Annotated in this window: 15 protein-coding genes; 4 read left to right on the top strand and 11 right to left on the bottom strand. The window is 61.0% G+C overall.

What is annotated here, in order from left to right; translation table 11 throughout:
• The first annotated feature begins 128 nt into the window (after positions 1-128).
• Positions 129-1,328: a CaiB/BaiF CoA transferase family protein gene (locus tag IB266_RS14000; protein ID WP_092165749.1), complete on the top strand. Its 1,200-nt coding sequence runs from the start codon at positions 129-131 to the stop codon at positions 1,326-1,328.
• 327 nt (positions 1,329-1,655) lie between these two features.
• Here the strand turns inward: IB266_RS14000 and IB266_RS13995 are convergent, their stop codons facing one another.
• The 11 genes from IB266_RS13995 to ffh all read right to left on the bottom strand — a co-directional run bounded on the left by IB266_RS13995 (position 1,656) and on the right by ffh (position 12,162).
• The gene (locus tag IB266_RS13995; RefSeq protein ID WP_060739052.1) at positions 1,656-1,943 is read right to left on the bottom strand and encodes a DUF3509 domain-containing protein; all 288 of its coding nucleotides are present in this window, start codon (positions 1,941-1,943) and stop codon (positions 1,656-1,658) included.
• Between the two features lie 163 nt (positions 1,944-2,106).
• A complete protein-coding gene (locus IB266_RS13990) occupies positions 2,107-3,495 on the bottom strand; it encodes a transporter substrate-binding domain-containing protein (protein WP_192261542.1) in 1,389 nt (462 codons plus the stop codon).
• Positions 3,496-3,615: 120 nt separating this feature from the next.
• On the bottom strand, positions 3,616-5,025 hold the full coding sequence (thrC, locus tag IB266_RS13985) for a threonine synthase (RefSeq protein WP_192261541.1): 1,410 nt from the start codon (positions 5,023-5,025) through the stop codon (positions 3,616-3,618).
• 104 nt (positions 5,026-5,129) lie between these two features.
• Complete coding sequence (locus IB266_RS13980) at positions 5,130-6,434, bottom strand: homoserine dehydrogenase (protein WP_060739055.1); 1,305 nt, start codon at positions 6,432-6,434, stop codon at positions 5,130-5,132.
• Positions 6,435-6,566: 132 nt separating this feature from the next.
• Positions 6,567-7,298, bottom strand: coding sequence for a DsbC family protein (locus tag IB266_RS13975; RefSeq protein WP_092165745.1), 732 nt, complete (start codon positions 7,296-7,298; stop codon positions 6,567-6,569).
• Positions 7,299-7,559: 261 nt separating this feature from the next.
• Positions 7,560-8,456, bottom strand: coding sequence for a site-specific tyrosine recombinase XerD (xerD, locus tag IB266_RS13970; RefSeq protein ID WP_103307910.1), 897 nt, complete (start codon positions 8,454-8,456; stop codon positions 7,560-7,562).
• Between the two features lie 133 nt (positions 8,457-8,589).
• Positions 8,590-8,940 carry a 50S ribosomal protein L19 gene (gene rplS / locus IB266_RS13965; protein WP_003175895.1) on the bottom strand — a complete coding sequence of 117 codons (351 nt, stop codon included), beginning with the start codon at positions 8,938-8,940 and terminating at the stop codon, positions 8,590-8,592.
• A 45-nt stretch (positions 8,941-8,985) separates the two neighbouring features.
• On the bottom strand, positions 8,986-9,759 hold the full coding sequence (gene trmD / locus IB266_RS13960) for a tRNA (guanosine(37)-N1)-methyltransferase TrmD (RefSeq protein ID WP_170845966.1): 774 nt from the start codon (positions 9,757-9,759) through the stop codon (positions 8,986-8,988).
• Positions 9,741-10,277 carry a ribosome maturation factor RimM gene (gene rimM, locus IB266_RS13955; protein ID WP_058544503.1) on the bottom strand — a complete coding sequence of 179 codons (537 nt, stop codon included), beginning with the start codon at positions 10,275-10,277 and terminating at the stop codon, positions 9,741-9,743. Before rimM ends, trmD begins: the two co-directional genes overlap by 19 nt.
• Positions 10,278-10,282: 5 nt before the next feature.
• Positions 10,283-10,534 (bottom strand): 30S ribosomal protein S16, encoded by a 252-nt coding sequence (gene rpsP / locus IB266_RS13950; RefSeq protein WP_003198088.1) that lies wholly within the window; start codon positions 10,532-10,534, stop codon positions 10,283-10,285.
• A gap of 251 nt (positions 10,535-10,785) precedes the next feature.
• Positions 10,786-12,162 (bottom strand): signal recognition particle protein, encoded by a 1,377-nt coding sequence (gene ffh, locus IB266_RS13945; RefSeq protein WP_092331543.1) that lies wholly within the window; start codon positions 12,160-12,162, stop codon positions 10,786-10,788.
• Between the two features lie 196 nt (positions 12,163-12,358).
• On the opposite strand from ffh, the gene IB266_RS13940 reads away from it, so the two are divergent.
• From IB266_RS13940 to IB266_RS13930, 3 genes are all read left to right on the top strand, one after another.
• A complete protein-coding gene (locus IB266_RS13940; RefSeq protein ID WP_060739059.1) occupies positions 12,359-13,171 on the top strand; it encodes an inner membrane protein YpjD in 813 nt (270 codons plus the stop codon).
• 12 nt (positions 13,172-13,183) lie between these two features.
• Positions 13,184-14,425 (top strand): HlyC/CorC family transporter, encoded by a 1,242-nt coding sequence (locus IB266_RS13935; RefSeq protein ID WP_192261540.1) that lies wholly within the window; start codon positions 13,184-13,186, stop codon positions 14,423-14,425.
• 402 nt (positions 14,426-14,827) lie between these two features.
• Complete coding sequence (locus tag IB266_RS13930) at positions 14,828-16,141, top strand: MFS transporter (protein ID WP_192261539.1); 1,314 nt, start codon at positions 14,828-14,830, stop codon at positions 16,139-16,141.
• Positions 16,142-16,185: the final 44 nt, after the last annotated feature.

The following is a 16,185-nucleotide window of genomic DNA, read 5'->3' as shown; positions in this document are numbered from 1 at the left end:
AGGAAAGGCGGCAAGTCTAACCGATGACGCGGGCAATCCACGAATTGCCGACCATCAACCTGCGGCGACCGGCCCTGGCCTATGATAAAACGCTCTATTCGTTCTGCCTTTGTCCTACAGGATCCGTCATGTCGCTTACTGCCAAACCCCTTGCCGGCGTCAAAGTCATAGAACTTGGCACCTTGATCGCCGGGCCCTTCGCCTCGCGCATCTGCGGCGAATTCGGTGCCGAAGTCATCAAGGTCGAATCGCCCGACGGCGGTGATCCGCTGCGCAAGTGGCGCAAGCTGTACGAAGGCACCTCGTTGTGGTGGTTCGTCCAGGCACGCAACAAGAAATCCCTGACCTTGAACCTCAAGCACCCCGAAGGCCTGGCGATCCTGAAAAAACTGCTCGGCGAGGCCGACATCCTGATCGAAAACTTTCGCCCCGGCGTGTTGGAGAAGCTCGGCCTGGGCTGGGAGGTGCTGCATGCACTGAACCCGAAACTGGTGATGGTGCGGCTTTCGGGCTTCGGCCAGACCGGGCCGATGAAAGACCAGCCGGGGTTTGGCGCGGTGGGCGAATCCATGGGCGGCCTGCGCTACATCACAGGGTTCGAAGACCGCCCACCGGTGCGCACCGGGATTTCCATCGGCGACTCCATCGCCGCCCTCTGGGGGGTGATTGGCGCATTGATGGCCCTGCGTCACCGGGAGATCAACGGCGGCACCGGACAAGTGGTGGACGTGGCCTTGTACGAGGCGATTTTCGCCATGATGGAAAGCATGGTGCCGGAGTTCGACGTGTTCGGTTTCATCCGCGAGCGCACCGGCAATATCATGCCCGGCATCACCCCCTCGTCCATCCACACCAGCGCCGATGGCAAGCACGTGCAGATTGGCGCCAACGGCGATGCGATCTTCAAGCGTTTCATGCAGATCATCGGCCGTGACGACCTGGCCAATGACCCGCAACTGGCCAGCAATGATGGCCGTGACAGCCGGCGTGACGAGCTGTACGGGGTCATCGATCGCTGGGTCAACGCGCTGCCGCTCGATAGCGTTATCGACCAACTGAACCAGGCCGGGGTGCCGGCCAGTCGGATCTTCAGCGCCGAGGATATGTTCAGCGACCCGCAGTTCCTCGCCCGTGAGATGTTTCTGCAGGCCAAGCTGCCGGACGGCAAGGCGTTCAAGATGCCGGGGATCGTACCGAAGCTCTCCGACACCCCGGGCACCTGCGAATGGGTCGGGCCGGCACTGGGTGAACACAACGCACAAGTGCTCGGTGAGCTGGGCTACGACCCACAGCAGATCGCCAAACTGCGCAGCGACGGCGCCATTTGAGGCACTGCAGGGAGGCAGTCACTGGAGATCAAACTGTGGGAGCGAGCTTGCTCGCGATAGCGTCAGATCAGCCGCATCGATATCGACTGACACTCCGCTATCGCGAGCAAGCTCGCTCCCACAAAAGCTTCCAGCGCCCGACAGAACACACCAAAAAACGTAAACGCCGGGCAAAAAGAAACCCCGAGAAGTGGGGAGACGACTCGGGGTTAAACGTGACCATTCAAGGTCCGTACAACAAGCGACAAGCACCGGAGCACAATGCTCGCTCTTGCTGGTAAAGGGTCTGACTGGTCAAGGCGTAGGAAGGTTCCCACAAAAGCCCAGTCAATTCGCCGCGACCATGACCTTGTCGCGCGCCAGATTGCGCAGCGCCGCAATCACACAGGGCTCCAGGCGCCCCTCGGCAATCAGCACATCGCGATGCAGGCCATCGACTACGTCCGTCAACTGACGCTTGTCGGTCAATTGAGCCTGATTGAACACTCGCTCGACCATGATGACCCCGCTGGCATTCTTCAGCGTCACCCGGCATTCGCCCTTGGCGCCGGAGGGAGTCAGCGAGACCTGATACGGGCTCAAGGCTTCATTCAGCAATAGGCTGATACTTTCCATTCGCTCACCCTTCAATAGTCCGAAACAACTGCATGTGCACAGTAAATGACCGTGGGCCGCAGCAGAAAGTTCGTCAGCGCACCGAGCCGGCATGCCTTCAACCTGTTCAACCGAGCATGCGCGTCCAATATGACAGGCAAACAACAGCGCTCTGCGAGAGCCGTTACGAGGTGACGGCCGGCTCAGACAGGCCCCTGTCGCAACGACGCCACCGCCGCCCGACATCGGTCCAGCCGCCCAGAATGCCGCGCAGTTGCCCATCAGCCCCATAGAACGGCACCGACCAATGATAGATTTCCCGCAATCCGCCGCTGAACATCAATTGCCGGTCGACGAATCGAGATTGGCCGGTGCGCAATTGCTCCATCACTTCCCCGTGCAGCAGCTCGGCGGTGGCCGGCGGGAATGATGCCGAGTCGGTAAGCCGCGTGCCCCGCAGTTTTTCGAAGCGGGTCGCAAACTGGTCTTCATAGCTTTTGTTGCACATGATCAGGCGCCCTTCCAGATCACAGATGAAAATCGGGTCGGGAATGGCATCCATCAAGGCCCGCTGGAGCATCAACTGGTCCTTGAGGACCGCTTCGGCCTTGAGGCGTTGGTCGATCTGTATCTGCAGGCGGCGGTTCCACAGCAGGGACAAGAGGCCAAACACCACGACCACGGTCACACACCAGTAACCCCAGCGGGACATCCGCTCCCAGATCGATGGCGCCTGGACGGGCGTCGCACCGGCCATCCATTTCGAACGCAGTGCACGCATGTCCTCGGCGGGGAAGGCTTCCAGCGCTTTATTCAAGATACTCAACAGCACGGTCAGGTCCTGGCGCACTGCCAGGTAGTCCGGTTCCCACTTGCCCTCAAGGCCGCTGCCAACCTGCAACTGCCCGGCGGGATAGAGATGCACCCCGGTTTCATTTTCGATGGTGGCATAGGCTTCCCGGCTCTCCACCAATGCCCGCGCCTCGCCATAGGTCTTGGTCGTGCGCAATTTGATCGCCGGGTAATCGCGCCTGATTTCCGCCTCCAATGCATGCCGTGCCGGCAGTGCCAGGACCTTCCCTTCGAGCTGCTCCAGCGAATGGAGGGACGATTCCCCGTCACGGCCGACGAAGACCCAACCGGAACCACCGAATGCATGGCTGAAACTCAGGAAGTCCCGACGTTCTTCATTCATCGCCAGCAGGGTCGTCATGTCGGCTTCGCCATTCTCCAGCATTGTCAGCAACTCGCCCGGGGAGAACGATTCCCGATGCACGAACTCAAGGCCGGTCATGTGCGCGATGCGCTGGAGAACGTCGTGGTTCAGCCCATTCCACTGCCCCTGTTCGTTCTTGAACAGGTACAACGGAAACTGCATCGTGGCCACGATGACCCGGGGGTTCTCCTTGATCCACTTCAACTCCTGCGCGTCCAGCACCAGCCGTTCGCCAGGGTTGGGCGATGGCGTTTCGAAAGCCGCCAGCGGCGCCGCGTTGCCTCCCTGCGTCCAGTACATCAGGGCCAGCCCCATTACCCAGCCCAGGGCTGGTTTGCCTTTGATAAAAAACGACATCTGCATTTCCTTCGAGATGACTCGCCCATCCCTCCAAGGGCGAAAACCCGGCCAGTTTGGCATGCAGAAACAAGAAAGCCCGTCAGGAGACGGGCTTCAAAATGTGACAGGTTTACCCGGTCAGAGTGGCTTGCCGCGATTGCCATGCTGGCTGACAAAGGCCTGCACGGCTTTCAAGTCGTTGGGCAACACAGTGCAACGCTCATCTCGCTCAAACAAATCAGAAAGATGCGCAGGCAGTTCGAGCGCTTTTCCTACACCGGCTTTCTCCACCGCTTCCGGGAACTTGACCGGGTGAGCCGTGCCCAGGATCACCATCGGGAGGTCCAGGCTGCGACGGCATTCACGGGCCGCCCTGACGCCGATGGCCGTGTGCGGGTCGAGCAGTTCGCCGCTCTGCGCGAACACCTCGGCGATGGTTTCGCAGGTCTGCTCATCGTCCACGGCCAGGGAGTCGAACAACTTGCGGGCTTCGGTCCAGCGCTCAGGCTCGACGCTGAAACCGCCGCCCTGGCGGAAGCTGTCCATCAGCCCGGCAATTGCCGCACCGTTGCGACCGTGCAGGTCGAACAGCAGGCGCTCGAAGTTCGACGACACCATGATGTCCATCGAAGGCGACAGCGTGGCGTGCAGGGTTTCCTTGACGTACTGGTTGCCGCTCATGAAGCGGTGCAGGATGTCGTTGCGGTTGGTGGCGACGATCAATTGGTTGATCGGCAGCCCCATATTGCGCGCCAGGTAACCGGCGAAGATATCGCCGAAGTTGCCGGTCGGCACCGAGAACGATACGGAACGGGCCGGACCGCCCAATTGCAGGGCCGCGTGGAAGTAATAGACGATCTGGACCATGATCCGCGCCCAGTTGATCGAGTTCACCGCCACCAGCCGCGTGCCCTTGAGGAAGCTCTGGTCGGCGAAGCTGGCCTTGACCATTTCCTGGCAGTCATCGAAGTTGCCTTCGATGGCGATGTTGTGGATGTTGTCGCCGAAAATCGTCGTCATCTGGCGACGCTGCACTTCCGAGACGCGGTTGTGCGGGTGGAGGATGAAAATGTCGACGTTTTCGCAATGCTTGCAGCCTTCGATGGCCGCCGAACCGGTGTCGCCAGAAGTGGCACCGACGATCACCACGCGCTCGCCACGCTTTTGCAGCACGTAATCCAGCAGGCGACCGAGCAGTTGCAGGGCGAAGTCCTTGAACGCCAGGGTCGGGCCGTGGAACAGCTCCATGACCCATTCGTTACCGTTGAGCTGACGCAGCGGTGCGATGGCATTGTGGGAAAAGACGCCATAGGTCTCTTCCAGGATCTTTTTGAAATCGGCGTCCGGGATGCTGCCGGTGACGAACGGGCGCATGACCCGGAACGCCAGCTCGTGATACGGCAGGCCGGCCCAGGAAGCGATTTCCTCCTGGGTGAAGCGCGGCAGGTTTTCCGGCACATAGAGACCGCCGTCCGTGGCCAGGCCGGCCAGGAGGACATCTTCGAAATTCAGGGCCGGTGCCTGGCCGCGGGTGCTGATATAGCGCATTTTTTGGCAAACCTTCGGTTTGAGCTTCAAGGTCAAGCTGCAAGCGACAAGTCAAAGCGGCTCGGCTTCTACTTGCGGCTTGCAGCTTATAACTTGCCGCTAAATTAATTCAAATGTTCGACGCGGATACGGACCACCGGCCCAACGACACCCTGGAGCGCTTCCAGCGCCGCAATCGCGTCGTTGATGCTCTGCTCGACCACCCGGTGGGTCAGCAGGATCATCGGCACCAGGCCGTCGTGTTCCTCGACTTCCTTCTGCATGATCGACTCGATGTTGATGCCGCGCTCCGAAAGGATACTCGCCACTTGGGCCAGCACGCCCGGATGGTCCTTGGCCTGGATGCGCAGGTAGTAGGAGCTTTCGCACGCCTCGATCGGAAGAATCGGGTGCGCCGACAGCGAATCCGGCTGGAAGGCCAGGTGCGGCACGCGGTTTTCCGGGTCCGAGGTCATGGCGCGAACCACGTCCACCAAGTCGGCAATGACCGAAGAGGCCGTCGGTTCCATGCCCGCGCCGGCGCCGTAGAACAACGTCGAGCCAGAGGCGTCGCCGTTGACCATCACCGCGTTCATCACGCCGTTGACGTTGGCGATCAGGCGATCGGCCGGGATCAGCGTCGGGTGCACGCGCAGCTCGATGCCGCTGGCGGTGCTGCGCGCCACGCCCAGGTGCTTGATGCGGTAGCCCAAGGCTTCGGCGTAGTTCACGTCAGCGGTGGTCAGCTGGGTGATGCCTTCGGTGTAGGCCTTGTCGAACTGCAACGGAATGCCGAACGCAATGGACGCCAGGATCGTCAGCTTGTGCGCTGCGTCGATGCCTTCCACGTCGAACGTCGGATCGGCCTCGGCGTAGCCCAGGGCCTGGGCTTCGGCGAGCACGTCTTCGAAGGTGCGACCCTTCTCGCGCATCTCGGTGAGGATGAAGTTGCCGGTGCCGTTGATGATCCCGGCGACCCAGTTGATGCGGTTGGCCGACAGGCCTTCGCGGATCGCCTTGATCACCGGGATACCACCGGCCACGGCGGCTTCGAATGCCACGATCACGCCCTTCTCGCGGGCCTTGGCGAAAATCTCATTACCGTGAACAGCGATAAGCGCCTTGTTCGCGGTGACCACATGCTTGCCATTCTCGATGGCCTTGAGTACCAACTCGCGGGCAACGGTATAGCCGCCCACCAGCTCTATGACGATGTCGATCTCAGGGTTCGTGGCCACTTCGAAGACATCGTTGGTAATCGCAATACCGGTCGTCTGGAACTGAGGCTTTGGCGTGCGCATGGCAATTTGTGCCACTTCGATCCCACGCCCGGCACGACGAGAAATTTCCTCGGCGTTGCGCTGAAGTACGTTGAAGGTGCCGCCACCGACGGTACCTAACCCACAGATGCCTACTTTGACCGGATTCACTCTTGACTCCCCATGAAACGGCCGACGCAAGGTCGGCCGTGAAATACAGCCGCGAAGCTACGCGACTCTGTGTTTAACGGCCCGACGAATGTGTTCGCCGAGCCGTGATCTTCAAAAGCGCACCGCACATGATCATTTCGCGCCCAGGGCCAGTTTGGCCACTTGTGGCGCTGGCTGGTAGCCCGGAATTACCTGACCATCGGCCAAAACAATCGCCGGCGTACCGTTCACGCCTATTGACTGTCCAAGCGCAAACTGCTTGGAAACCGGGTTCTCGCACTTGGCGGCCTTGATTTCCTTGCCATCGACCATCTTGTCCATGGCCGCTTTCTTGTCCTTGGAGCACCAGACCGCCTGCAACTGCTCATCGCCCGGCGAACCCAGGCCCTGGCGTGGGAACGCCACATAGCGCACTTCGATGCCGCGCTTGTTCAGTTCCGGCACTTCGGCGTGCAGCTTGTGGCAATACGGACAGGTAGTGTCGGTGAACACGGTGATGTGGGACTTGGTTTCGCCGATCGCCGGATACACCACGGTTTCAGCGACCGGAATGCCGTTGATCAACTTGGAAATGCCCTGGCGCTCGGTCATCTCGGTGAGGTTGACCGGCTTGCCGTCCTTGAGCTCGAACAGGTTGCCCTGGACGATGTACTGGCCGTCGGCGCTGGCGTACAGCACGCGGCTGCCCTTGAGCTTGACTTCATACAGGCCGGCCATGGGGCTGGCCGAGATGGCTTCGATCGGCACTTCGAGCTGAAGGTTTTCCAGGCTTTTGCGGATAGCCTTGTCGGCCGCGTCGTCGGCGATGGCAAAGGTACTGGCCAACGCAATGGCGGCGGCGGTGAACATCTGGATCAAACGCATGGGGACTCCTGAGGCGAACAAATGAGACGGGAAACGCCGACCCGCAGATTCGGGTTCCAACCGCCCACTGTGCAAACCGACAAAGCCTACCACATAAGGCTGGCGTGGCCGAATGCCGCTGACGCACGACATCGGTGGAGGCTTTTCTGTGGGAGAGGGCTTGTGGGAGCAAGGCTTGCCCGCGATGAACGATAACGCGGTTCAGTTGTTACACCGCGGCGCGGCCATCGCGGGCAAGCCTTGCTCCCACAGGGATTTCATTCAGCCACGAGGATGATGCTTGGCATGCAAGTCCTGCAACCGCGCCCGGGCCACATGGGTGTAGATCTGGGTGGTGGACAAGTCGCTATGGCCGAGCAGCATCTGCACCACCCGCAAGTCGGCACCGTGATTGAGCAGGTGCGTGGCGAAGGCATGGCGCAAGGTGTGGGGCGAGAGGGACTTGCCGATCCCGGCCACCTTGGCCTGGTGCTTGATGCGGTGCCAGAACGTCTGGCGAGTCATCTGCTCGCCGCGCAGGCTGGGGAACAGCACATCGCTGGGACGCCCGCCCAGCAATTCATGACGGGCATCGCGCATGTAACGCTCGACCCAGACAATCGCTTCCTCGCCCATCGGCACCAGGCGCTCCTTGCTGCCCTTGCCCATCACTCGCAGCACGCCCTGGCGCAGGTTGACCTGTTCCAACGTCAAGCTGATCAACTCGGTGACGCGCAAGCCACAGGCATACAGGACTTCCAACATGGCCCGGTCGCGCTGACCAATGGCCTCGCTGAGATCGGGTGCCGCCAGCAGCGCTTCGACATCGGCTTCCGACAGGGACTTGGGCAGCGGACGCCCCAATTGCGGCATTTCCACACGCAAGGTCGGGTCTACCGCGATCAGCTTTTCCCGCAGCAAATAGCGATAAAACCCACGCAGACCGGAGAGAAACCGCGCGGTCGAGCGGGGTTTGTAGTTCTGTTCCAGGCGCCAAGCCAAGTGATCGAGGATCAACTCCCGGCCGGCATTGACCAGTTCCAGGTGATTTTCCTGCAACCAGCCGTTGAACAACGCCAGGTCGCTGCGGTAGGCATCGCGGGTGTTATCGGACAGGCCCTTCTCCAGCCACAGGGCGTCGAGAAACTGGTCTATCAGCGGATGATCGATGGCTGGCATAAGAACTCTTGAAGGATGCGGGCACACACGGCATCGAAATGGAAAATGAAGCTATGCAGGGTGCTCAAAGCGCAAATCGCAGGCAACAAAAAAGCAGCCCGCAGGCTGCTTTTTTTTGCATCGGAAGCTGGACTTAAGCCAGTTTTTCCTTGATGCGAGCTGCTTTACCCGACAGGTCACGCAGGTAGTACAGCTTGGCTTTACGTACGTCACCGCGACGCTTGACAGCCATGCTGTCGATTTGCGGGCTGTAGGTCTGGAAAGTACGCTCTACGCCAACACCGTTGGAGATTTTACGAACGGTGAATGCACTGTTCACGCCACGGTTACGCTTGGCGATAACGACGCCTTCGAACGCTTGCAGACGGGAACGGTCGCCTTCCTTCACTTTCACCTGGACGACAATGGTGTCGCCTGGGGCAAAGGTAGGGATTTCTTTGGTCATCTGCTCTGCTTCGAGTGCAAGGATGATTTTGTTAGTCATGCTGTGCTCCTAAGGCGAGTCGTCGGACTCACCATCGATACGTTGTTAACTATCGTCCCGCTCGCGGATGTATTCCTCGAGCAGCTTCTTCTCTTCTCCAGAAAGCGAGCGGCTTTCCAGAAGATCGGCGCGTCGTTCGTAGGTCCGACCAAGGGACTGCTGCAAACGCCAACGCCGGATGTGCGCGTGGTTGCCACTTAGCAACACGTCGGGAACACGCTGATCCGCATACACCTCCGGTCGGGTGTAGTGCGGGCAATCCAGCAGACCATCCGTAAAGGAATCTTCCTCAGCGGAATCCGCATGCCCTAAAGCTCCAGGCAGCAGTCGTGTAACCGCATCGATCAGGACCATCGCCGGCAGCTCGCCGCCAGACAGTACATAGTCACCAATCGACCACTCTTCATCGACATGAGCTTCAATGAAACGCTCGTCAATGCCTTCATAACGGCCGGCAATCAGGATCAATGCATCCGAATTCGCCAGCTCGCGTACCGCCGACTGAGTCAGCTGGCGGCCTTGGGGCGACAGGTAGATCACCTTCGCACCCTCCCCGGCTGCCGTCCTGGCCTGAACCAGCGCATCTTCCAGGGGCTTGATCTTCATCACCATGCCCGGACCACCGCCAAACGGGCGATCGTCCACAGTGTGATGCCGATCCGTGGTGTAGTCCCGCGGATTCCAACAGGTGAGCTGCAACAGCTCCTGTTTCACCGCGCGGCTGGTTATGCCGTACTCGCTGATGGCGGAAAACATCTCGGGAAACAATGTGATGACTTCAACGCGCAAATTAGCCACGTTTAGAAATCCGCATCCCATTCCACCTTCATCTCGCCTGCGGCAAGGTCGACGGCCAACACGCATTGCTCGGTATAGGGCAACAGGCGTTCGCGATCATCCAGGCTGCCGACGCAAGGCTTGACCACCATGACATCGTTCGAACCGGTCTCGAGCAGGTGATCGATTTTCCCGAGCAATTGCCCGAGGTGGTCGATGACCTTCAGACCCACCAGCTGGTACCAGTAGTACTCGCCGTCGGTCAGTTCAGGGAACAGGTTGCGCGGCACACAGATCTCATAACCGGCCAGAAGACGAGCTTCTTCACGATCATCGAGACCCTTGAGCTTTGCGACCAGGAACTTGTCGTTCCCGCGTCCGCTGACCAGCTCCACCTGTTTCACGCTACCTTCGCGCTTGAGCGTCCAGGTTTTGTAGTCCAACAGGTTCTTGATCGGATCAGTAAAGGAATACACCTTCACTTCGCCGCGAACGCCATGTACAGAATAGATCTTGCCGACAACGATCAAATCATCAGCATCTTTTGGCGTCGCGTTCATATTGCTCAGGCCGCAGCCTTAGCCGATTCCTTCAACAACTGAGCAACGCGCTCAGAAGGTTGTGCACCAACGCTCAGCCAGTAGGCTACGCGCTCTTGGTTCACGGACAGACGAACTTCCTGACCACGGGCAACAGGGTTGAAGAAACCAACCTGCTCCTTGTGGGAACCGTCACGCGGGTTGCGGCTGTCGGTTACGGTCAGGTGGTAAAACGGGCGCTTTTTGGAGCCGCCAAGGGCAAGACGGATTGTTAGCATGTGAACATCGTTCCTGTAGTCGGTGCTGCAAATCTAAATGCACAGCGGGCATAGGTGCCCGAAAGGCCGCATATTCTAAGGAATATCCGGACTTTTGCAAATGTCTTTTTCCGGCGCCATGCGCCATGCGATCAAGATTTGCCATAGAGCCGTCATGAAAAACGGCAGGTCAGCTCCCGCATAGCACGGGTTTGCTGGAGATCCCCGCATCCGTGCGGGGCAACGCCGGCATGACAGCCGGCGCAGATTCTTTACATTTTCGGCATGCCGCCGCCGGGCAACATACCGCCCATGCCGCGCATCATCTTGGCCATCCCGCCCTTGGCGGAGAATTTCTTCATCATCTTCTGCATCTGCTTGTGTTGCTTGATCAAGCGACCGATGTCCTGCACCTGGGTGCCGGAACCCATGGCGATGCGGCGCTTGCGCGAACCGCTGATCAGCTCAGGGTCGCGGCGCTCGGCCGGGGTCATGGAGTTGATGATGGCTTCCATCTGCTTGAACTGCTTTTCAGCCGCGCCCTGGGCATTGCCCATCTGCGCCAGGTTCACGCCACCGATGTTCGGCAGTTTGTCCATGAGGCCGCCAAGGCCGCCCATGTTCTTCATTTGTTGCAGCTGGTCGCGGAAGTCTTCGAGGTCGAAGCCCTTGCCCTTCTTCAGCTTCTTGGCCAGTTTGTCGGCCTTGTCCTTGTCGAGGGTCTGCTCGGCCTGCTCGATCAGGCTGAGCACGTCGCCCATGCCGAGGATGCGCGAAGCGATACGCTCGGGGTGGAACGGCTCGAGCGCTTCGCTCTTCTCGCCCATGCCGATGAACTTGATCGGCTTGCCAGTGATGGCCCGTACCGACAGCGCGGCACCGCCACGGGCGTCGCCGTCGACCTTGGTCAGGATCACGCCGGTCAGCGGCAGTGCATCACCGAACGCCTTGGCGGTATTGGCCGCGTCCTGGCCGGTCATGGCATCGACCACGAACAGGGTTTCCACCGGGTTGATCGCGGCATGCAGCGCCTTGATCTCGCCCATCATCTCTTCATCGATGTGCAGGCGACCGGCGGTATCGACGATGACCACGTCGATGAACTTGAGCTTCGCTTCCTTAATAGCCGCCTGGGCGATGTCCACCGGTTTCTGGCTCAGGTCGGACGGGAAAAACGTCACGCCGATGTCGTTGGCCAGGGTTTCCAGCTGTTTGATCGCCGCCGGACGGTAGATGTCCGCCGACACCACCATCACCGACTTCTTCTTGCGCTCTTTAAGGAAGCGCGCCAGCTTGCCGGCCGTCGTGGTCTTGCCCGCGCCCTGCAGACCGGCCATCAGCACCACTGCTGGCGGTACGGCGGCGAGGTTCAGGTCTTCGTTGGCGACGCCCATCAGGCTTTCGAGCTCGGCCTGGACGATCTTCACGAACGCCTGGCCCGGCGTCAGGCTGCGCGACACTTCGGTGCCGACGGCGCGTTCCTTGACCGAATTGACGAAGTCCTTGACCACCGGCAGGGCGACGTCGGCTTCGAGCAACGCCATGCGCACTTCGCGCAGGGTGTCTTTGATGTTGTCCTCGGTCAGTTTCGCCTTGCCGGTGACATGGCGCAGCGTCTGCGAGAGACGGTCGGTTAGGTTTTCAAACATGCGCGATCCTTTCAGGCCCAGATGAGACCGGGATAATGGCGGCCCAGACCGTGAAAAATGTGCTCGGCGAGCCTGCGGCGTGGGCAGGTCGCGGATTATAGCGGAGAAGCGTGCGGCGTACACCTTGCTGTGGTCTTTCGTGTGGAGGGGGTTCTATGCCAAACTCAGCGCCTTTCGGGCTTGCCTAACAGGATTTATGCTCCCCTTGTCACCCAGCTTGCTTGCCACCCTCGCCGCCGCTTGCCTTTATGCCGCTGCGACCCTCTATCAAGGCACCCGCCTGGCCACCGGCGCCAAGGCGAACAAACGCCTGCTGGTCACGCTTGGCGTGCTGGCGGTGCTCGGCCACGCGGCCAGCCTTTATACCCACCTGATGACGCCGATCGGCCTGGGCCTGGACTTTTTCAACGCCGCCAGTCTGATCGCCGTCGCCGTAATCGCCCTGACGTTGCTGGCCTGTTCGCGCATCCCGGTGGAAAACCTGCTGGTGCTGCTGTTCCCACTGGGGCTCGCCACGGTGTTGCTGGCGCAGTTCGCACCGTCGGGCACCGTGCAGATCATCGACGAAGAGCCGGGCATCCTCGCCCACATCCTGCTGTCGATCCTTGCCTACGGCCTGTTCACCATCGCCGTGTTCCAGGCCCTGTTGCTGCTGGTGCAGGACCACCAGCTCAAGAACAAGCACCCCTCCGGGCTGATCCGCAACTTCCCGCCGCTGCAAACCATGGAAAGCCTGTTGTTCGGTTTCCTCTGGGCCGGCTGGAGCCTGCTGTCGCTGTCATTGATCTCCGGCTGGTTGTTCGTCGAGAACCTGTTCGCCCAGCACCTGGTGCACAAGACCCTGCTGGCCTGCCTGGCGTGGGTGGTCTTCAGCGTGCTGCTGTGGGGCCGCAACCGCCTCGGCTGGCGTGGGCACAAAGCGATTCGCTGGACCCTGGCCGGTTTCTGCCTGCTGATGCTGGCGTACTTCGGCAGCAAGCTGGTCCGTGAATACATCCTGCATATCTGACGGACGGCCCTGATGGATACGTTGCCCGTAGCGCCGTTGTTCGCCGTGCTGGTGGTGCTGATCCTCTGGTCGGCCCTGTTCACGGCCATCGAAGCCGCCCAGCAACACCTGCTGGCCCAACGCACGGCTTCGCGCGCCAGTGACAAACCACTGGCGACACTGACCTTCCCGCTGCCCAGCCTGATCCTGTGCAATACCCTCTGTCGCGCCCTGGCCGTGGTCATCGGCACCTTGCTGGCGATTTTTACCTGGCTGGAAAACGGCCCCTGGGTCGCCTGGCTCGGCACCAGCGCCGCCCTGCTGGTGTTCGCCGACTACCTGCCGCGCACCCTGGCCAGCCGCCAGCCCGACGCAGTGCTGGCACTGGGTAACACCTTGCTGGGCATACCGTTGAAGATCCTCTATCCATTTGCCTGGCTGTTGAATGGCGCCAGCCAGTTGTTGCTGCGTCCATTTGCCCGCAAGCCCGGCATGGTGCAGCAGAGCGACGACGAAATGCCCGCACCACCGCGCAGCGAGCAAGAGTCAGAGCAAGGCAGTGGCCGGCTGCATCCGATTTCCGGCATCCACGCCCTGGACAACATCACCGTCAACGATATCCTCGTACCCCGCAGCGAGGTCGATGGGATCAACCTCGACGACCCCATCGGCGAGATCATCGAACAGTTGCGCCTGAACCGACGGACGCGCCTGCCGGTGTTCCACAGCGATATCAACCAGGTCGAAGCGGTGCTCAACACTCGCCAGATCCGTCACCTGCTGGCGGACGCGAGCCTGACCAAGGAAGCGCTGCTGGCCGCCTCCCATGAACCCTACTTCGTGCCCGAAAGCACCCCCTTGCAGCTGCAACTGCTGAATTTCCACAAGCAGCAGCGGCGCCTGGGCATGGTGGTGGACGAATACGGTGAAGTGCTGGGCATCGTCACCCTGGAAGACATCCTCGAAGAAATCGTCGGCGAATTCGAGAGCGAGCACAGCCTCGACAACCCCCACGTCCATCCCCAGCCCGATGGCCGCCTGATGATCGATGGCGCGGCGTCGATCCGCGAATTGAACAGGACCCTGGGCTGGCATCTGCCTTGCGACGGCCCCAAGACCCTCAACGGGCTGGTGACCGAAGCCCTGGAAACCATCCCCGAAAGCCCGGTCTGCCTGAAGATCGGGCGTTATCGCCTGGAAATCATCGAGACCGTGGACAACCGCGTCAGCCAGGTGCTGGCGTGGCATAACAGTTCGGTGCCTGCAACGCTCTAAGCTCCTTGTGGCGAGGGAGCTTGCTCCCGCTGGGTTGCGAAGCAAACCCAAAGCAGCGACCCCATCCCGACTAATACACCGCACTGCCTGGTTTGGGGCCGCTTCGCAGCCCAGCGGGAGCAAGCTCCCTCGCCACGGGGTTCCGCGCAAGCGCCACTAATGTGTGCGGACTCTCTTGTTGATTCGTTAGCCCCCTTCCTATACTCAACCCGCTTACCCAGCTCCGCCCGAACCCCGTGCCTACCCCGCGCCCGGTCGGTTCCGGCCAGACCATCGGCAAAATCCGCATCAGCCCTGGGACTGTTCCTACCCGAAACAGCGACGGGATACCCGCCCGCATCCCTGGGCGTTCGACCATAATAATTCGCTCCAACGGAGCACATGACTGTCAGGGATAACCGCATGACGACCGCTACCTGCAACGAGGCTGTGCCTGCCCAGCCGACCAACTCGGCCACTCGCGTGGCGACCGCGAGTTTCATCGGCACTGCCATCGAGTTCTACGACTTCTACGTCTATGCCACGGCGGCGGCCCTGGTGATCGGGCCGGTGTTCTTTCCACAAACCTCAGGCACGGCACAGATGCTGTCGTCCTTCCTGACGTTCGGTATCGCCTTCCTCGCCCGTCCGCTGGGTTCTGCGCTGTTCGGCCATTTCGGCGACCGGATCGGGCGCAAGTCGACGCTGGTGGCCTCCCTGCTGCTGATGGGCGTGTGCACCACGCTCATTGGCGTGCTGCCCGGCTACGCCAGCATTGGCGCCTGGGCGCCGATCCTGCTGTGCCTGCTGCGTTTCGGCCAGGGCCTGGGGTTGGGGGGTGAATGGGGCGGAGCGGCGCTGCTGGCCACCGAGAACGCGCCCAAGGGCAGGCGCGCCTGGTTCGGCATGTTCCCGCAACTGGGGCCCTCCATCGGCTTCCTGGCGGCCAACGGGCTGTTCCTGACCCTGGCCATGAGCCTGGACGACGAGCAATTCCGTGACTGGGGCTGGCGGATTCCTTTCCTGCTCAGTGCCGTGCTGGTGATCGTCGGCCTCTACGTGCGGCTCAAGCTCCATGAAACCCCGGTGTTCGCCAATGCCATGGCCCGCCAGGAGCGGGTCAAGGTGCCGTTGGTCGAGCTGTTCAGCCAATACTGGGCGCCGACCTTGCTGGGCGCCGCGGCGATGGTGGTGTGTTACGCGCTGTTCTACATCTCGACGGTATTTTCCCTGAGCTACGGCGTGTCCACCCTCGGCTACAGCCGCGAGACATTCCTGGGCCTGCTGTGCTTTGCCGTACTGTTCATGGCCGCCGCTACGCCGTTGTCCGCCTGGGCCAGCGACCGCTACGGCCGCAAACCGATATTGATCATCGGTGGCCTGCTGGCGATTGCCTCGGGTTTCCTCATGGAACCGTTGCTGACCCACGGTTCTACCGGCGGCGTGGCGCTGTTCCTGTGCATCGAGCTGTTCCTGATGGGGGTGACCTTCGCCCCCATGGGCGCCTTGCTGCCGGAACTGTTTCCGACCCACGTGCGCTATACCGGCGCCTCGGCGGCCTACAACCTGGGCGGTATCGTCGGTGCCTCGGCCGCACCGTTCTTCGCCCAGAAACTGGTGGCGATGGGCGGCTTGAGCTATGTCGGAGGCTATGTTTCAGCGGCCGCGCTGCTCAGCGTCATCGCCGTGCTGTGCCTGAAGGAAACGCGCCACAACGACTTGAACCGGGTCGCCTAGGCCGGGCCCGTGGCGAGGCTCCGCGCCTCGCCACGCAAACCTGT

Source organism: Pseudomonas sp. Pdm06 (genome assembly GCF_014851795.1).
Classification (GTDB): Bacteria; Pseudomonadota; Gammaproteobacteria; order Pseudomonadales; family Pseudomonadaceae; genus Aquipseudomonas; species Aquipseudomonas fluorescens_AA.
The sequence above is the reverse complement of the archived record's forward strand: the minus strand, read 5'-3'. Positions and strand labels throughout refer to the sequence as shown.

Bases quoted from the DNA above. Each gene is read 5' to 3' on its own strand.
- rpsP (WP_003198088.1), bottom strand. From the start codon at position 10,534: ATGCTAACAATCCGTCTTGCCCTTGGCGGCTCCAAAAAGCGCCCGTTT.
- IB266_RS13990 (WP_192261542.1), bottom strand. From the start codon at position 3,495: ATGTCGTTTTTTATCAAAGGCAAACCAGCCCTGGGCTGGGTAATGGGG.
- ffh (WP_092331543.1), bottom strand. From the start codon at position 12,162: ATGTTTGAAAACCTAACCGACCGTCTCTCGCAGACGCTGCGCCATGTC.
- IB266_RS13975 (WP_092165745.1), bottom strand. From the start codon at position 7,298: ATGCGTTTGATCCAGATGTTCACCGCCGCCGCCATTGCGTTGGCCAGT.
- IB266_RS13940 (WP_060739059.1), top strand. From the start codon at position 12,359: ATGCTCCCCTTGTCACCCAGCTTGCTTGCCACCCTCGCCGCCGCTTGC.
- trmD (WP_170845966.1), bottom strand. From the start codon at position 9,759: ATGGGATGCGGATTTCTAAACGTGGCTAATTTGCGCGTTGAAGTCATC.
- IB266_RS13930 (WP_192261539.1), top strand. From the start codon at position 14,828: ATGACGACCGCTACCTGCAACGAGGCTGTGCCTGCCCAGCCGACCAAC.
- rplS (WP_003175895.1), bottom strand. From the start codon at position 8,940: ATGACTAACAAAATCATCCTTGCACTCGAAGCAGAGCAGATGACCAAA.
- rimM (WP_058544503.1), bottom strand. From the start codon at position 10,277: ATGAACGCGACGCCAAAAGATGCTGATGATTTGATCGTTGTCGGCAAG.
- IB266_RS13995 (WP_060739052.1), bottom strand. From the start codon at position 1,943: ATGGAAAGTATCAGCCTATTGCTGAATGAAGCCTTGAGCCCGTATCAG.
- IB266_RS14000 (WP_092165749.1), top strand. From the start codon at position 129: ATGTCGCTTACTGCCAAACCCCTTGCCGGCGTCAAAGTCATAGAACTT.
- xerD (WP_103307910.1), bottom strand. From the start codon at position 8,456: ATGCCAGCCATCGATCATCCGCTGATAGACCAGTTTCTCGACGCCCTG.
- IB266_RS13935 (WP_192261540.1), top strand. From the start codon at position 13,184: ATGGATACGTTGCCCGTAGCGCCGTTGTTCGCCGTGCTGGTGGTGCTG.
- thrC (WP_192261541.1), bottom strand. From the start codon at position 5,025: ATGCGCTATATCAGCACCCGCGGCCAGGCACCGGCCCTGAATTTCGAA.